This is a genomic window from Flavitalea plasmicola (assembly GCF_030546645.1).
GTDB lineage: Bacteria > Bacteroidota > Bacteroidia > Chitinophagales > Chitinophagaceae > Puia.
In genome coordinates this window covers 358,277-375,522 of sequence record NZ_JAUOTO010000009.1, presented here as the reverse complement: position 1 = coordinate 375,522, position 17,246 = coordinate 358,277, and the positions used below count along the sequence as shown (strand labels likewise).

The window sequence follows — 17,246 nt, the reverse complement described above, 5'->3', positions numbered from 1 at the left end:
ATTAACACATCTTACCTCACGGACGCCTTAAGTCTCCGGCTACGGCGACTCCATCCGCCGGACGGACATAGACCAGGATCTTTCCCTGCGTCTCGGGACCACGCCGCGGAGCCACGAAAGAATCCACCAGCCTGTAGTGCTGGCGCAGGGAATCCCCTACCCGGAAGGCATAGAAATTATTTAAAGTGGGGATATCCTCAAAAAGGACCAGGTCATAATAATGCTCCCCGATCCGCTTCTCCAGGATCTCCGCCTGCCGGTTGAACATACCCACTCCCAGATGATACCACAAGGGCAGCTCGGAATTCCTCTCCAGCGAAAAAGGTATCTCCGCCGCCAACGGCGTCAACTCGCACATATTCAAAACCTTCAAACCCTTGCTCGCAGCTCGCAGCTCACCGCTCGTAGCTCGTAGCTCACGGCTCAAAGCCATGACTCTATGGATCCCCGCCACAGTAGGCGCCGGCATATAGATCCGGTTAAAGGCAGGCAGCCCGCATTCGATCCACTGCTCCACCGGTATGTCCCGAACGGTATCCCTGCTGATCGTATAGGTATATTTATTAACGACATTCTCACCCGACGGTGACACATGTTGCTGACTGCGCGCAGGAATGATGCGCGCCACCAGCCGGTTCGTATACTTCCACCAGACCCCGCTCCACCATAAAAGGATCCCGGCCGCCAGCACCACCGCCATCCTCGTGGTGGCAAAATTGATCCCTGTCAGCCGCGCCGCCAATGTGAACAAACAGGCGAAAGCAAAACTGTGATAGAAAATGTTATTGTCCGGCGGCGTATAGCTGGTCACCTGAAAGATGGCCGCCTCGCCAAGGATACCGAGCGTCAGCACCACCAGTAACACCAACCGCTTCTCCCGCCGCAACCCGGCCATATCCCGGAAACAGGCAAGACACAGCACGACCAGCAGGAACAGATAGAACTTGATCCATTGGCTTCCGCCAAAAAAGTCTTCCGCGATATCATAGGCCGAAACCCTCGCCGTATGCGGCGCCTGACCATGATTGAACCAGTATCCGAATCCATGCGAAAGAAAAGGCAGGATCACCAGCAGCAGAACCCCAAAAAAACTGACGATATAGACCAATAAACCCTTCCACCCCCCACCGGTCAACCCATAGACCAGCAGCAGGGCACAGCAGATGAAAAAGGTCAGCCCTCCGCCATCCTGCTTCGTAAGAAAGGAAGCAACGGTAAATGCCCCGGCAGCCACCAGCCACCCGATATGCCAACGACTCCGCCCGCCTGCCGAAACCTCCAGGTCGGGCCTCACCCACCGGAACAGGCAAGCCAGGGCCACCAGCTCATACACGATCACCGAATGATTATACCAGGGCCAGAAATTAAAAAAGGAATAGGACAGACAGAACAAAAGCACGGAAGCCAGCCGGATACCCGCATTGTCGGCAAGTGTCCTTAAAATGCTGCGAAAGGACAATCCGGCCAGAATATTGATAAATACCTGCGCTTTCACCAAAGTAAACATTCCTGGACCCAGCAGCTTGAAGAATATAGCCGGTACCACCCAATACATGCCCCCCAACGGCGTCCCAAAATCCCGGAAAGGCAGCTGCCCCTGGCTGATCCTATAGGCGCCTTCCCAGGATAGGAAAATATTCACCCGGTAGGGCAACCGCAGAAAAAGAGGCACAAAAGCCAGTACAACGATGATGAAAATCTCTAGTCTGGCCGTGAGCTTAGGGGACATATATATACTTTTCGGGTTAGAATACAATACTGCAGGGATAAATGGGTAAAAGATTAATTTATTGCATTATTTAAAAGCAATATTATAAATTTTGTCATTTTGTTTGTACTTTGTCGCGATAATTAAATGCAGTGGCATACCTGAAACTCTTAAGACCAAAGGATTGGGCAAAAAATTTATTCTTATTCGTACCGCTCTTTTTTGCTGGTAAATTATTGTATTTTGACAAGCTGTTGATGATCTCCTATGGCTTCCTGGCTTTCTCCTGCATCGCCAGCAGCATCTATATCATCAACGATTACAGGGACATCGAGGACGATAGAAAACACCCTACCAAACGTTTCCGCCCCCTCGCCTCAGGCGCCGTCAGCAAGCCAGCCGCTCTTGTCATCTGTGCCCTGCTCATCATCCTCGGATTTGCGATTTCCTGGTTCATCAGCCTGAAATTCCTCTTCGTCATCAGTATCTATTTCACCATCAACATAGGTTATTGCCTGGGCCTGAAATCCATTCCCATCCTGGATATCATGATCCTGGCGGCCGGCTTCGTCCTCCGCATCAAGGCAGGGTCCGTGGCAGGTGATGTCAACCTCACGGAATGGGTCGTCATCATGGTCTTCCTGCTGGCTGTGTTCATGGCCCTGGGCAAACGAAGGGACGACGTATTGCTGAAGATCAGCACAGGCACCGATATGCGCAAGGCGGTCAAAGGTTACAACCTGGAATTTGTCAATGTCATGCTGTCCCTGGTTTCCGCCGTGATCATCGTCGCCTACTTCATGTACACCATGAACCCGCTGGTGCAAGCCAGGCTGGGCACGTTCCGCCTGTACTACACCGGTCTGTTCGTCATGGCGGGCCTCATGCGCTACCTCCAGATCATTTACGTCCATTCCGACTCCGGCTCGCCTACTAAGATCCTCTATAAAGACCGCTTCATCCAGATCTCCATAGTCCTGTGGATCGCCAGCTTTATTTTGCTGCTATATCTAAAAGATATTACCTTTTTTGAGAAATCCGTACACATGAATTCAGGGCGATAGCTCATTCCATGTGATATTTTTATTGACAAAATCAGATCAACATGAAAAAGGAAATCGCCAACTGGGGCAACTACCCGGTTATGCAAAGTGATGAACGCAATTTCACCCAGCTGGAGGATATCCGGCAATTCCTCCCCCAGGCGGGTCCCTTCATCCCCAGGGGCAACGGCCGCTGCTACGGAGACGCTTCCCTGGCCGGCACCACGATCAACACCACTCGCTTCGATAAGATCCTTTCCTTCGATACATCCAATGGCATCCTGGAATGCCAAAGCGGCATCACTCTGGACCAGGTGCTGGAAGTCATCGTCCCAAAAGGATGGTTCCTGCCTGTGACCCCGGGAACAAAGTTCATCACGATAGGCGGCGCTGTTGCCAGTGACGTCCACGGCAAAAATCACCATGTCGATGGATGTTTTTCCCACCACGTGGAAGAAATGGACCTGCTGCTGGCCGACGGCGCGCTCATCACCTGCGGCCCGTCCCTGCACACCGACCTCTTCGAGGCCACCTGCGGCGGCATGGGCCTCACGGGCCTCATCACCCGCGTACGCTTCCGCCTGAAGAAGGTGGAAACATCCTACATCCGCCAAAAACAAGTCAAGGCGGCCAACCTGGAAGAGATCATCAGCCTTTTCGAAAAATATAAGGACTATACGTATTCCGTCGCCTGGATCGACTGCCTCAAAAAGGGTAAAGGCTTCGGACGCAGCATCCTCATCCTGGGTGAGCACGCCACCATCAGCGACCTCTCGCCCAAACAAAAGGACCAACCGTTGCAATTGCCAAAGAAAAAGCAGATCACCTTTCCGTTCAATCTGCCCTCCTGGATATTGAATAGCTTTACTGTAAAAGCCTTCAACTTCCTGTACTACGGAAAGAACTTTAAAAAAGAGATCAACAATACCGTGAGTTACGAACCTTTCTTCTATCCCCTGGATGCCATCCTGCACTGGAACAGAGGATACGGTAAAAAAGGTTTCATACAGTATCAGTTCGTCGTCCCCATGGAAGCCAAACAGGGACTGATAGAGATCCTGCAGCGCATCAGCGATAAAGGCCTGGGCTCATTCCTGGCCGTACTGAAGGTCTTTGGCAAACAGGAAAGCCTCATAGGATTTCCCATGGAAGGCTATACCCTCGCGCTCGATATCCCCGTTCGGAAAGGTCTCTTCGAAACCCTCGACGAACTGGACAGGATCGTACTGCAATACGGCGGCCGGCTCTATATGTCCAAGGACGCCAGGATGAAGCCGGAAGTCCTCCGGGCCGGTTATCAACACCTGCCGCAGTTCCTTTCCATTGTACGCAAATACAACCCGGACGGAAAGATCAGGTCCGTCCAGTCCGACAGGTTGACCCTGACAAACATTAAATTAGAAAAACTACAAAATACCTAAGCCCTCATGCCTACTGTTCTCATCCTCGGCGCCTCAAGTGACATGGCCATCGCCATCGCCCGCAAATATGCAGGGGCCGGCTACACGATCCAGCTCGCCGCCCGCAATGCGGAAAGGCTCCAGCCACTTAGGTCAGATCTGTCCATCCGTCATAACGCTCCCGCCACCCTTCATGAGTTTGACGCCGAAAAACCCACCACTCATGAAGCATTCTGGACCTCCCTGAACCCAAGACCCGACATCACCATCTGTGTGTTCGGTTATCTGGGTGAACAGAAAAAGGCCGAGACGGATTGGCAGGAATGCGCCCGTACGATTCAGGTGAATTACACCGGCGCCGTCTCCATCTTAAATATCGTGGCCAACGCCTATGCCTCCACCGGCACAGGCACCATCGCAGCCATCAGCTCCGTCGCCGGCGAAAGAGGTCGGCAGAGCAACTATATCTATGGCAGCGCCAAGGCAGGCTTCACGGCCTACCTGTCAGGCCTGCGTAACCGCCTGTTCCACCAAAAAGTCCATGTTGTATCCATCCAACCGGGCTTCGTCTATACAAAAATGACGGAGAATATGCCGCTGCCGGGTTTACTGACAGCCCACCCCGCTGACGTGGCAAACACAGTCTATAAAGCCATCGACAAAAAGAAGAACGTGGTGTACGTGAAATGGTTCTGGCGCTGGATCATGCTCATCATCAAAAGCATTCCTGAACCCATCTTTAAAAAGCTAAAAATGTAACCGCTTCCAATGCCCCAACGCATCGCTTTTTTTGACTTCGACGGTACGATCACGACAAAAGATACCCTGCTGGAATTTGCCAGATACAGCAAAGGCAAATTCCGGTTTTACCTGGGATTTCTCCTCACCAGCCCCTGGATGGTAGCCTATAAATTAAAGATTATCTCCAACCAAATGGCAAAGGAACAGTTCCTTCGTTACTTCTTTCGCAATTACCCCCTTCCCGAATTCATGCGGCTTTGTGAAGGCTTCGCCAGGGATGTTATCCCCGGCCTCATCCGATCCAAAGCCCCCGGAGAGATCAGCCGTCTGAAAGACGCAGGTGCACAGGTGGTCATCGTTTCCGCCTCACCCGAAAATTGGATCCGCCCCTGGGCCGAGAGCATGGACGTCCAATTGCTCGCCACACGCCTTGTCACAAAAAATGGCAGGATCACCGGAGCCATAGAAGGTCGCAATTGTCATGGCCAGGAAAAAGTAAGACGCATTGAAGCCGCATTCACCCTCACCAACTTCGATGAGATCTACGCCTACGGAGATACCAGCGGCGACAAACCCATGCTCAGCCTGGCCCATAGATCCTTCTATAAGCCTTTCCGTTAAAAACTTCTACATTTCACTGCGGCATTCTCCGGCGCAATAGCCCGATGACGATGTAAAGTACCGGTGAGATAAGGAACTCATGCAGGTTACCCGCCACCTCCCGCACAGCCGGCGACATACGTCCCAGCCACCCATCGAGCACCCCCAGTAAGATCAGGAACAGGAAAGTACAGCCATACAACAGGTGCCAGATCTTCATGATCCACCTGGCCGTGTCTTTACGTAAAGCCCAGACGCCCGTACCATAGGTAAGAAGGATAAAACCGAGCTTGATCAGCTGCCGCAGCCGCATCGGCACGACGAGGAAGACATGATAGACGAATACTACGTAATAAAGGATATAAAATAAAACGATCACCCCTAGCCCTATGAGGAAAAATCTCCTTCCTTCACGCTGTCCGGCCATGAAATGTTAGCTTTTTGGTGAATATATACCAGAGCAGGAAAATAAATGCATAGATGAGGAACGTAAAAAGAAAATGATGGGAAAAGTCGAGATAGGCCCGGTAATGCACGAAGATCCATACTAACGCCATGCAACGCAGCACATTGAATAAGGTGATAAGCACACACCCTGCAAGTATAAATATGACTTTACGCCGGCCCGGCGCAGGAAAACAAAGGATAAATCCGATATACAGCACCATTAGCTCCAGCGCATTGCACGCATCCGCCACCCGTAGGGTCTGCTCGCCGTCGCGACGAATATCCAAACTCTCCCTTGCCTCCAGTGCACTATATGCCGCGTGCCCCTCCACTACATTCATCACACCTACCGTCGCATTTCCGACAAACCTTGTGAGCGGCCTGTCCAATACCCTTCCCGGCAGAAGAAGAAAAATGTATAAAGCCTTCCATACTACAAAGAGCAGAAAGGCTTTTACAAAGAATTTGACTACAGGACGGGGGATTTGAAGCCCGCCGCCGGAATACAATGTATCCACTGGGTTAACTATATCGAAGTTGGTTCAGTTTGGCTTTTCTTGTTATAGTCATAGAGCATCTTGGCGCCCAGTCCCAACCCGGCAACCACCAGGAAAACTACGCCGCCATTAACGGGAACGCTGTTACCATTGCCGTCTTTGTCCTTCTTGTCTTTCTTGTCATCTTTGTCACCTGTGATCCAATGGATAATATCAGAAATGATATTGGCCTTGCTGGTGTGCGGCACAAACATCAAGGGAGCCAGGATTAACGCACCCATCAAGAGTTTCTTAAAGATCTTCTTCATACGAATTAAGTTAAATTTGGATAATGATATAAATAAAACAAAGTCTTGCTCAAATGACAAACAGGTAAAATCAAGTTAGACTGAAAGAAAAATCGGGCTATCCTACAGGATTGGATAATGTGTGGAGGCGATTAAAATAGGCTGTTGAACTAGCAGAAATCACCGTAAATGTAACGGTAAATTTGATCTAAATCAAAACTTTCCTACAATTTATTTGTATTTGTCGATTAGTTCGAAAGTTTTACTCCGGAACTGCATACCGTGCGAAATAATAATTTCCCTTTTTTATGAGTTCTTTGCCCCCGTCCTGCTGCAGTAAATTGGGAAACGCAGGACTTTTATCTTCCTGATTTATAAATAAATATTCCCGGATATGCTGCTGCCGCAACAACGCATGCAGCCCGCTAAAGCTGGAATCCTTTTCCGAAAGGAAAAAATACTTCTCATCAAAAAGGCTGCCCAGCTCCATTGGAATGAACTCGGACCCGACCACGATCACGTCCCCCTGCTGCTGCCGGAGAAATTCCATCGCCGGCTTGATCCGGGTGAAATTAGCCTGGCGCAGCTTGTACACGCCGCCGCCAATGCTGTTCAGCAGGAACGCATACACCAACGCCACAACCAGGACCCCATAAACCCAACCTGGCAATCTCATCCCCAACTCCTTTATAACCAACGCTATCGCCACAAGGAACAGTGGTATCACCACCAGGAAATAACGGGCGCCCCATTGCATGCCGCCATCATTGGGCAACATAAACGGGCTGAGACAACAAAAAGAGGCTATCACGGCCAAAAACAAAACAGTGCGCTGCTCCAGCCGTATCCTGCCCTTCCACCATTGGTACAAAACGATGGGCGTCGCCAGGATCAAAGGAAAATATCGGATTGAAATCCAGTTTATGAGAAAAAAATTCTTGGCTCCCTTGCCTATCTTGTAAAATAAGGGATGATCCTGTAGTACCTGGAAACTATGCACCCCCAGCAGCGATCCAAACCACCGGTGATTCATCGCCAGAAAACCTGCCATCGTTATGGCCATCCCCGCTAAAAACCAGGGAATGCCCCGGTGCCGTTCCCGCCGGTACATCACCAGCGCAGCCACGCCGAATAAAATATTCATGGCGATGGCTTCCGGCCGCAGCCAAACGGAAAGCCCCGATAACAACCCGAGAAGAAAGAGGTATCCAACTGCCATACCCGGCCTCAGCAAAACTGCGATCCCCGCACACAACAGCAGCACAGCCGGCATATGCTCCCAATACACCGCGCCATACAAGGTCAAAGGCGAACAGAATACCAGGATCGCCAGCAGCAGTGCAACCAGTTGGTCCGGGATACCCGTCAGCCGCAGCAGCACGATCATCACCCCCCACAAAAGAATAGCGCTGACCACCGGCAGCACATATAAGCCGGCATCGCCGAACCATCCGTAAAATTTAGCACTGATCAGCTGAAAATAAGGAGGAAATGAAAATAGATCCCCTTGCGGCGTAGGATAGATAAAAGGATCCCTGAAAGGAAAAAATCCCTTACTCCAGATCTCATGCACCCATGCCGGCTGGGGCAAATACAGGTATTTAAACCCATGCCCGCCCTGCAATTGCTTCACCACCATGAACTTCATCCCCCCATCACCCGAAAAGAAGATCCCCGGCTGATTGGAGAACACCAGAAAAGCCAGGTAACAAAGTGAAACAAAATATAGGGAAAAGATCAGAAGACGCGGACGTTGGCTAAAAAAAGAGAAGGGCTGCACAATTTATTTTTTATATTTGTTAACGTTATAAATATACCGGGAAATTACCCGAAAACGCAAGTTTTTTGCGTAAAATCCGTTATATTATACATTCGTTATATTTACATATGACTATTTTGAATAGTTCTCCACGTTCCTCTCCAAATAGCCAACAGCGCATACCCGAAAAGGTGCAACATCCAACCCCTGTTTTAAGGAACAAGGATATTGTGGTAGTGGGTCTGCAACCCTGGTATTTCCCCATGGGCTGCAATGCAAAGGACATCGCGCTCCTGCTGGCGGAACACAATCGGGTAATATATGTCAACATCCCTGTCAAACGCAAGATCTTCCTCACCAATTCTGACCCTAAGTTCACCCCCCATATCGATGCCCTTAAAAAAAAACAGGAGCTCATCCGCCCCATAGGGCCCAACATTTGGGAATTCTATCCCGACTGTGTCATCGATTCGGCTAACTGGCTGCCTTTTACAGGCCTTTTCCAGGTGGTGAATTATTTCAACTCCCTCCGCTATGCCCGGGAAATAAAAAAAGCCTGCAAACAGCTGGGGTTCCGGGATATCATTATTTTTAATGACAACGATCCATATAATGGTTTCTATCTGAAAGAATTACTGAAGCCTTCCCTCTATATATACTACCTCCGTGATTTCCTGCAAGGCTTCGACTACTGGAAGCGGCATACTTCAGTCATCGAACCGCAGCTGATCCGCAAGTCAGACTTGGTGGTGGCCAATTCCACCTATTTCGCAGAATACAGCAGCACCATGAACCCAAGGTCCTGGTACATCGGTCAGGGCTGCAACCTGGAAGCTTTCGACCCCTCCAAAGCGCATCCGCTTCCGCAGGACATGCAGTCCATCAGCCGCCCCATCATCGGCTATATAGGCGCCCTGGACTCCTCCCGGCTGGACCATGACATCCTCCGCAGCATCGCTACGGAAAACCCGGATTGGAATATAGTTCTGGTCGGGCCAGAGGATGAAAAATTCCTGCAAAGCGACCTGCATAACCTACCAAATATCCATTTCAAAGGCCGCAAACCTTTCGATCAACTGGCCTCCTATGTAAAGGCCTTCGACGTCTGCATCAACCCCCAATTCAACAATACCATCACCCGTGGCAACTACCCCTTGAAAATTGACGAATACCTGGCCATGGGGAAACCCGTGGTCGCTACGCGCACCGTTGCTATGAAGATCTTCGAAGATCATACCTACCTGGCTGATCAGCCGGGGGAATATACCGGGCTCATTAAAAAAGCCCTGGCAGCCAACAGCCAGGAAAAAGCAAATGCAAGGATCAGCTTTGCCCAAAGCCATAGCTGGGAAAACTCCGTCGACGAATTGTACAGGGCCATCGAATCAACCGGAAAATTTACTACTGAAAGTTAAATATTGTAATACTCAACCTGGCACATGGAATGGATATCTATTGTTAAATGCCCTTTCACGGGCGCCGATCTCCGGGCACTGACGCCCGCCGAGATCGAGGAACTCAACCGTAAAATAGCAGCCGGCTCCGTCTGGCAGGCAGATGGCACCCCCGTCTCCACCAACATTTCCAAAGGACTCATCTCGGTGCGGGGGGACTATATCTTCCCCATCATCAAAGAGATCATCCTGCTCCTGAAGGACCTTGCCTGGGTAGATTCAAAGCAACACCTGCTGAAGGAAGCGCTCAGCGCTGACAAACAGATGGTGAAGAACTTCTATGACGAAAAAGGCTGGTTCGCCGACGAAAAAGGCGACTATGAGGACGCCGTCATTTTCGAAGACCTCCGGGACGTTTCAAAAGAGTATATCAAAAAATGCCACGACCGTGTCAGCCGGTACCTCAACCCGTCCGGCACCTACATGCTGGACGCCGCTTCCGGCGCGCTGCAATTCCCGGACTATCTCCAGTACTCGGCTAATTACAAATACCGCATCTGCGTGGACTTCTCCTTCCAGGCGCTGTCCGAAGCCAAACGCAAGCTGGGCGACAAAGGCATCTGCGTCCTCTGCGATATGACCAATATGCCCTTCAAGGACAATGCCATCGACGGCTTCGTTTCCCTGAATACCATTTACCATATCCCCAAAGACGAGCAGGTCACCGCCATGAAAGAGCTCTACCGCATTCTGGCGCATAAAGGCAAGGGAGTTATCGTATACGAATGGTTCAAACATTCACCCTGGATGAACTTCTGGCTGCTGCCCGTACGTGGTTTCTCCTTCATCAAAGGCCGGCTGAAAAGACTGGTAGGCAAAGCCCAGGCAGGCAAGATCCTCTATTTCCATGCCCATCCCTATGAGTATTTCAAAAAGAACCTGCCCTTCCCCTTTAAATTGGCTGTGTGGCGCACGCTCGACGTACGCTTCATGAAACTCTACATTCACAAACCCCTCTTCGGCCGCCAGATCCTCGATTGGTTATATAAAAAAGAAGACCAGCAGCCCGAGAAATATGGGCTCAAAGGCGAATACCCGATCCTGATATTCGAAAAATAAGAAATAAAAAAATGGGGGCCGTCATCAGACGGCCCCCTTGAGTATACAACCAACTCCAATTAGTCTACTACAAATTGCAGCACCACAGGCTTCTTCACCCCTTCAAACATCACCGTCATCATATATACGCCCTTGCCTATGCTTCCCAATGAAATGGCCTGCTGCAGGTACGGCGATTGTTTATCCGCCTCCAGGGCCTTCACCAGCCTGCCACCCATATCATAGATGGTATACCTGATCTTTCCGACATAGTCGTTCTGTCCTTCCACAATGATCTGGTTGCCCGCATATACTGGGTTGGGATACAGCTTGACAAACCCCACCGTACGGAAATTGCTCTGCACAAATACGGTCACGGTGTCCGAAGCGCTCAACCCCTTGTCATCCGTCACAGTCAGCTCGAACTTATATACCCCGGCCTGGAAGCCTTGTGCCATCGTCTTGCTGTTGGCAGCATCGGCTATCGTCACCTTCACAGGGCCCGAGATCTGCCTCCATTGGTAGCTTACCAGCGTTGCGCCCCGGTCATAGGACAACGACCCATCCAGCAGCGTTGACTGCACATCGGGCAACACCAGCGTAGTGTCGTTGCCGGCAATGGCTATCGGGTTCGGCGTAGTGTTAGCCGTCGTCACTGTGACTTGCACCGTTGCAGTGCCCGTAGCGCCCTTATCATCCGTCACGGTCAGTTGGAACACATATACTCCGGGGGTCAGACCATACACACCCGGCGTTGCAGTATTAGAGCCCGATAAGGTCACACCTCCGGCGCCGGATATCTGTACCCACTGGTATTTCACAATCGTTCCATCAGGGTCGTAGGAGCCGGATCCATCCAGGTCCACCGTCGTCCCGTCAGGCACGATCTTATCCACGCCGGCATCAGCCACAGGAGCCTGGTTCGACGCTCCAACAGCAGGGTTCACCGTCACCTTGACGACATCTACAGCTTCTACACCGGAATTATCCGTCACAGTCAATTGGAAAGTATAGATACCCTGGACCAATGAACCCACCGTCGTCGTTGCCTTGTCGGCAGATCCGAACACTGCTGTGGCAGGCCCGTTCACCTGTGTCCAGGCATAAACCGTGATTGTACCATTCACTTCTGAACCACTGCCCGTTAAGGTTGCACTATTCACAGGCAGCGTTATCACCTGGTCAGCGCCCGCATTCGCCACGGGTGCCCCCGGTACGACCGCCGGGTTCACCGTCACTTTCACCACATCCACAGCTTCCACACCGGAATTATCCGTCACGGTGATCTGGAAGGTATATACGCCCGCAACCAGTCCGGTCACGGTCGTCGTAGCTTTATCGGCAGATCCGAACACTGCTGCGGCAGGTCCATTCACCTGGGTCCATGCATAGCTGGTGACCGTACCATTCACTTCAGAACCACTGCCCGTCAGCGTGACGCTATTCGTAGGCAGGGTAATGACCTGGTCAGCACCCGCATTTGCTACTGGCGTCCCGGGCACCACCGCCGGGTTCACCGTCACCTTCACCACGTCCACAGCCTGCACACCGGCATTGTCCGTCACGGTGATCTGGAAGGTATATACGCCCGCAACCAGTCCGGTCACCGTTGTTGTAGCCTTGTCGGCCGAACCAAAGACTGCGCCGGCAGGACCATTCACCTGCACCCATGCATAGCCCGTGATCGTTCCATTCACCTCAGAACCGTTGCCCGTCAGCGTAACACTATTCGTAGGCAGCGTGATCACCTGGTCGGTACCCGCATCAGCTACAGGCGTGCCGGGAACAACTGCCGCATTGACGATCACCGTCACTACATCCGTAGCCGTTACGCCGCTGTTATCTGTTACTTTTAATTGGAAAGTATAGACGCCCTGCACCAGCCCGGTCACGGTTGTCGTCGCCTTATCGGCTGAACCAAAGACGGCCCCGGCAGGTCCCGTCACCTGCGTCCACGCATAGCCGGTGATCGTTCCATTCACTTCAGAACCACTGCCTGCAAGCGTTACACTATTCGTAGGCAGCGTGATCGTCTGGTCAGCGCCCGCATTCGCTACAGGAGGACCCGGGACGATCGCCGCATTCACGATCACCGTCACAAGATCCGTTGCCGTCACGCCACTGTTATCAGTTACTCTCAATTGGAAGGTATAAACGCCCTTCACCAGCCCGGTCACGGTCGTCGTCGCCTGATCGGCCGAACCAAAGACTGCCCCGGCAGGGCCCGTCACCTGTGTCCAGGCATAGCCGGTGATCGTTCCATTCACTTCAGAACCGCTGCCCGTCAGCGTTACGCTGCTCGTCGGCAATGTAATGGTCTGATCGGCCCCCGCATTCGCTACGGGAGGTCCCGGGACGATCGCCGCATTCACGATCACCGTCACAAGATCGGTTGCCGTCACACCGCTGTTATCAGTTACTTTTAATTGGAAAGTATAAACGCCCTTCACCAGTCCGGTCACGGTCGTTGTCGCCTTGTCGGCTGAACCAAAGACTGCTCCGGCAGGGCCCGTCACCTGCGTCCATGCATAGCCGGTGATCGTTCCATTCACCTCGGAACCACTGCCTGTCAGCGTTACACTGCTCGTCGGCAATGTAATGGTCTGGTCGGCCCCCGCATTGGCTACAGGAGGTCCCGGGACCACGGGTGCAGGCTTCACGGTGATCTGTACGGTATCCAGTCCGGTCGCACCCTGGTTGTCAAATACGGTCAGCTGGAAAGTATACACGCCAGCCACCAGGTTATTCACCTGCGTATTGGCCTGCGATGCAGTTACGATGGCTGGATTCGAAGGACCGGTTATTTTCTGCCAGGTGTAGGATGCAATAGTGCCATCCGAATCCGTCCCGCTACCTGTCAGATTAACGCTATTAGTAGGCAGCGTGATGGTCTGGTCAGGCCCCGCATTGGCTGTCGGGGCTTTGTTGCCAGGCGCTGTGGAAGACACGGTAATAGTGACATTCGCACTCTGCGTTCCGGTGTTATTGTCCGTAGTCAGCAGGTTGAACACATACGTGCCAGGCGTCATGCCCGTCACCGTAGTGGTGGCGCTGTTCGGATTGGTGATCGTGGCGGCAGGGCCGCTCACCTGCGTCCATTTGTAGGATATGATATTGTAGCCTACCCGGTTGATGCCATTGGCCGCCGTAGTGGTATTCTTGATCAGTTGCGGCGCAGTGGCGGTGCCGGTAAGAGTAGCCGTCGTGCTGGTAATGGTCTGGTTGACCCCGGCACTGATGGCAGGCGGTGTCCAGTCATAGGACTGGCTGGTCGTGGACATAGGCGTCACCAGCGTGGGTACCAGTACGTCCAGCGCATTCGGGTGAGCGGCCTCCTGCACACAGGAAAAGCCGTTACCCAACACGAGCGCCTTGCCACGACCCCATGAATAAAGGTCGCCATTCTCTGCCTGCGCATATTTATAGAATCCAAACCAGTTGTTGGAATACAGCTTGGACCACTTCACCCCCTTGCCGATCTGCACCGCAGGTGCCGTTACGGGATTCTCACTGTCCGTAAACGTCCATCCATATCCGGGGAAAGTCGAATAAGTATACTTATTGACAAACTCTTCTCCATTGCCTACCTCCCCCTGTGAGTTGAACCCAAAGCCGTACATGTCACCCTGGGTGTCGATATAGTGCGTGGTATTCCAGTCGACAGAGATCTCCTTGATGGGATATTTCAATCCCCAAAGCGTAGATAAATTAGTAGGCGTGCTATACGTCGGTCCGCCCTTGGCGCCCCAGCTGCCCCAGGAAGTACCCCATACATAAGGATACCCGTTGGTCGCCCCGGCGCTCGACTCAACGATACAGCCCGCATAGTCGAAATGGCTGGCGAAAACGTCGATGGCTGGCGCAGGAATGGTCTTCTTCACAGGGGTTTTACCCTTGCCGATAACCCACTCATATACGTCCCCGGCTACAGTCAATGCGACGATACGGGTGCTGCCCAATGCCACTTTTTTGATCTGCATGCCGGCAGGTGAAAGCTGCACAGGTCGCATGCCCGTGACACCCGCCGTAGAGAACAGGTTATAATCGTCATTCCCATAATACCACAGGCTGCCGTCCGTACGGACAGTAAGCGTGGTATTCTTATAGGCGAAAACTTTTACATTCTTGTCGAAAGGAGCGCCGGTCGTATCAGTCTCTACCCGGTCTGTTACCAACGTCCAGTCCACACGCGACGACCAGATATAACCTTTGTCATCCAACACACGGAACTGGTTGAACGCTCCGTCCCCATCCACTACCTGATTGCCTCCGATGGGGAACACCTTCAGAGCGCCGCCCCCATTCCATCCATATACATTGTTGTCACTGCCAATATAGAATACCCGATACTCACATACAATTACTTTCTTGATAGGCAAAGGACCCGAAGCAGGAACAGACGTTGCGGGGTTCACCGTGATGGTCACGTCCGCGGATGCCGTCGTTCCCTCACTGGTCGTCACGGTCAGGGTGAACACGCTGGTCCCGGCCGACAATCCCATCACAGTCGTGGTAGCCGCTGCAGCCGAATTGATCACCGCGGCAGTACCGCTCTTCTGCGTCCAGGCATACGTCACGATCGTCCCACCATTGGGGTCCGAGGCAGATCCACCCAGCGTCACGGTGCTCGTAGGCAGCGTGATCGTCTGATTAGTCCCCGCACTAACGACAGGATCCTGCAGAACAGAAGCTTTCACCGTGAGGGTTACCGTGGAAACGGACGTCACACCCGCGTCGCTGGTTACCGTTAGCTTAAACACATATACGCCGGCAGCAAGGCCCGTCACTGTCGTACTGACCGAACCCGGATTGGTAATAGTGGCAGTCGCACCGCTCTCCTGCGTCCAGGCTATGCTGGCAATCGTAGTTCCGGTGGCCGGCGTGGCAGTCCCCGTCAACGTCGCGGAAGTCTGTGGCAGCGTAATATTTTGATCGGCCCCGGCACTCACGGTCGGAGGCGTCATCACTGGCCCGGCAGGCACCGTCGGAGTGCCCGATCCCACCAGCGTAGTATCCCCCTGTCGCAGCATCCACTGAAAAATAGACTCCCCTTTGTAATAGGTTCCCCTGGAATTCGTATCCGTGCTCGTCGTAATATAAGGGCCCATCGGCGCAAAAGATTGCCAGTTCAGCGCCTTCGGATCATATTCTGTATTCCAGCAGCAATGGGTGCCGCCACCGACATTATTATAAGTGAAATAGGCCGACCCGGGCACCGAATCGTTCATGGCCTTGGCCACCAGTGGAGGATTGATCACCTGAGCATCTCCATAGCCCACCGTGGCAAACAGCTTGCCGCCATACTTCTTCGCCCAATGCCCGAAATAAGGATATCCCGGACCCGGCTGCACCGTCGCCGCACCCGATAGGATCGTAAGGCTGGTGACAGGCTTCATCCCATCCTCCGCCCCGGGACTCGACTCATACGTGATCATGGCCGACCACGTAAATGCACCCTGCGAAAGACCGCCCAGGTGCACCGAATTCCTTTTGATATGATAAGTATTCAATAAATAGTTGAGGACCGCTAGGTTCCATTCCGGCTGAACATACGTATAACTGCAGATCATCGTGATCAGGATCGGGTAATGTGTCCCGTTACCAAGGACTACACTGCCATCCCATCCGTTGTTAAGCCAGTAATGTGGTCCGAAAGATTGCAATTTCGCGAGATTCGTCCCCATTTCACCCTGACCAGGCATGGTGATGATCGCAGGACGCGAGGCCGTGTCCGGATCTCCAGCCTTGAACATATTGGCCGGGCGACTGATACGAATGGAGTAAGTGAGACTACCTAGCTTATAAGTAGTGTCATACGTGATGAAGTTGTGACTTTCCGCCTGCGCCAAGGCGTGATGGGGACCGAGCGCCGACAGCAATAGACATGCCAGCCCCATCAAATAGAATTTGGATTTCATAGTTTAACTGGATTTAGGATTTCAGCTAAAAATCATCGAACAAAACACACCTGATTCAAAACCAAATAATAAGGGTTAAAGTACGGTATCTTAAACTTGGTTTTCTAAATCCGGTACAGATTAAAAATTACTTGAATCGAGCTAAAATTATGCCAAATAAGAGGAAAATTGTACCAGATTTGTCCCAAAAATTCCCCAGATTTTTAATACCCTGATAACCAGATAAGATTTTTTTAGGGTAAATACGTACACCGTACCACGAAAAAATATTGCCCTCTACACATATTTTATTTTCCCTATTTTCGTTGTTGGTAAAGTAATTAAATATCACCCTTACATGCAGCAGGAAAAGCC

At 51.9% G+C, this 17,246-nt stretch carries 12 protein-coding genes; 6 read left to right on the top strand and 6 right to left on the bottom strand.

The genetic code is table 11. From position 1 onward, the window contains the following. Window positions 1-16: 16 nt before the first annotated feature. A complete protein-coding gene (locus Q4E93_RS30945) occupies window positions 17-1,729 on the bottom strand; it encodes a hypothetical protein (protein ID WP_303591817.1) in 1,713 nt (570 codons plus the stop codon). Window positions 1,730-1,860: 131 nt separating this feature from the next. On the opposite strand from Q4E93_RS30945, the gene Q4E93_RS30940 reads away from it, so the two are divergent. The 4 genes from Q4E93_RS30940 to Q4E93_RS30925 are packed head-to-tail and all read left to right on the top strand — an operon-like array spanning window position 1,861 to window position 5,513. Then, on the top strand, window positions 1,861-2,772 hold the full coding sequence (locus Q4E93_RS30940; RefSeq protein WP_303591816.1) for a decaprenyl-phosphate phosphoribosyltransferase: 912 nt from the start codon (window positions 1,861-1,863) through the stop codon (window positions 2,770-2,772). 41 nt (window positions 2,773-2,813) lie between these two features. Beyond that, a complete protein-coding gene (locus Q4E93_RS30935; protein WP_303591815.1) occupies window positions 2,814-4,172 on the top strand; it encodes an FAD-binding oxidoreductase in 1,359 nt (452 codons plus the stop codon). 6 nt (window positions 4,173-4,178) lie between these two features. Then, a complete protein-coding gene (locus tag Q4E93_RS30930; protein WP_303591814.1) occupies window positions 4,179-4,910 on the top strand; it encodes an SDR family oxidoreductase in 732 nt (243 codons plus the stop codon). A gap of 9 nt (window positions 4,911-4,919) precedes the next feature. After that, a complete protein-coding gene (locus Q4E93_RS30925; RefSeq protein ID WP_303591813.1) occupies window positions 4,920-5,513 on the top strand; it encodes an HAD-IB family hydrolase in 594 nt (197 codons plus the stop codon). A gap of 13 nt (window positions 5,514-5,526) precedes the next feature. On the opposite strand, the gene Q4E93_RS30920 is transcribed toward Q4E93_RS30925, so the two are convergent. From Q4E93_RS30920 to Q4E93_RS30905, 4 genes are all read right to left on the bottom strand, one after another. Next, window positions 5,527-5,919 carry a hypothetical protein gene (locus tag Q4E93_RS30920; RefSeq protein ID WP_303591812.1) on the bottom strand — a complete coding sequence of 131 codons (393 nt, stop codon included), beginning with the start codon at window positions 5,917-5,919 and terminating at the stop codon, window positions 5,527-5,529. Further along, window positions 5,903-6,457, bottom strand: a complete 555-nt coding sequence (gene xrtF, locus Q4E93_RS30915; RefSeq protein ID WP_303591811.1) for an exosortase family protein XrtF — start codon at window positions 6,455-6,457, stop codon at window positions 5,903-5,905. The genes Q4E93_RS30920 and xrtF overlap by 17 nt, the downstream gene beginning before the upstream one ends. Before the next feature lie 8 nt (window positions 6,458-6,465). Next, the gene (locus Q4E93_RS30910; protein WP_303591810.1) at window positions 6,466-6,744 is read right to left on the bottom strand and encodes a PID-CTERM protein-sorting domain-containing protein; all 279 of its coding nucleotides are present in this window, start codon (window positions 6,742-6,744) and stop codon (window positions 6,466-6,468) included. A 241-nt stretch (window positions 6,745-6,985) separates the two neighbouring features. Next, window positions 6,986-8,503: an LA_3751/LA_3752 family putative glycosyltransferase gene (locus tag Q4E93_RS30905; protein WP_303591809.1), complete on the bottom strand. Its 1,518-nt coding sequence runs from the start codon at window positions 8,501-8,503 to the stop codon at window positions 6,986-6,988. 170 nt (window positions 8,504-8,673) lie between these two features. On the opposite strand from Q4E93_RS30905, the gene Q4E93_RS30900 reads away from it, so the two are divergent. Then, a complete protein-coding gene (locus Q4E93_RS30900; RefSeq protein WP_303591808.1) occupies window positions 8,674-9,897 on the top strand; it encodes a glycosyltransferase in 1,224 nt (407 codons plus the stop codon). Window positions 9,898-9,921: 24 nt separating this feature from the next. Then, on the top strand, window positions 9,922-10,995 hold the full coding sequence (locus tag Q4E93_RS30895; RefSeq protein WP_303591807.1) for a class I SAM-dependent methyltransferase: 1,074 nt from the start codon (window positions 9,922-9,924) through the stop codon (window positions 10,993-10,995). Window positions 10,996-11,054: 59 nt separating this feature from the next. On the opposite strand, the gene Q4E93_RS30890 is transcribed toward Q4E93_RS30895, so the two are convergent. After that, window positions 11,055-16,892 (bottom strand): PKD domain-containing protein, encoded by a 5,838-nt coding sequence (locus Q4E93_RS30890; RefSeq protein ID WP_303591806.1) that lies wholly within the window; start codon window positions 16,890-16,892, stop codon window positions 11,055-11,057. Between the last annotated feature and the right edge of the window lie 354 nt (window positions 16,893-17,246).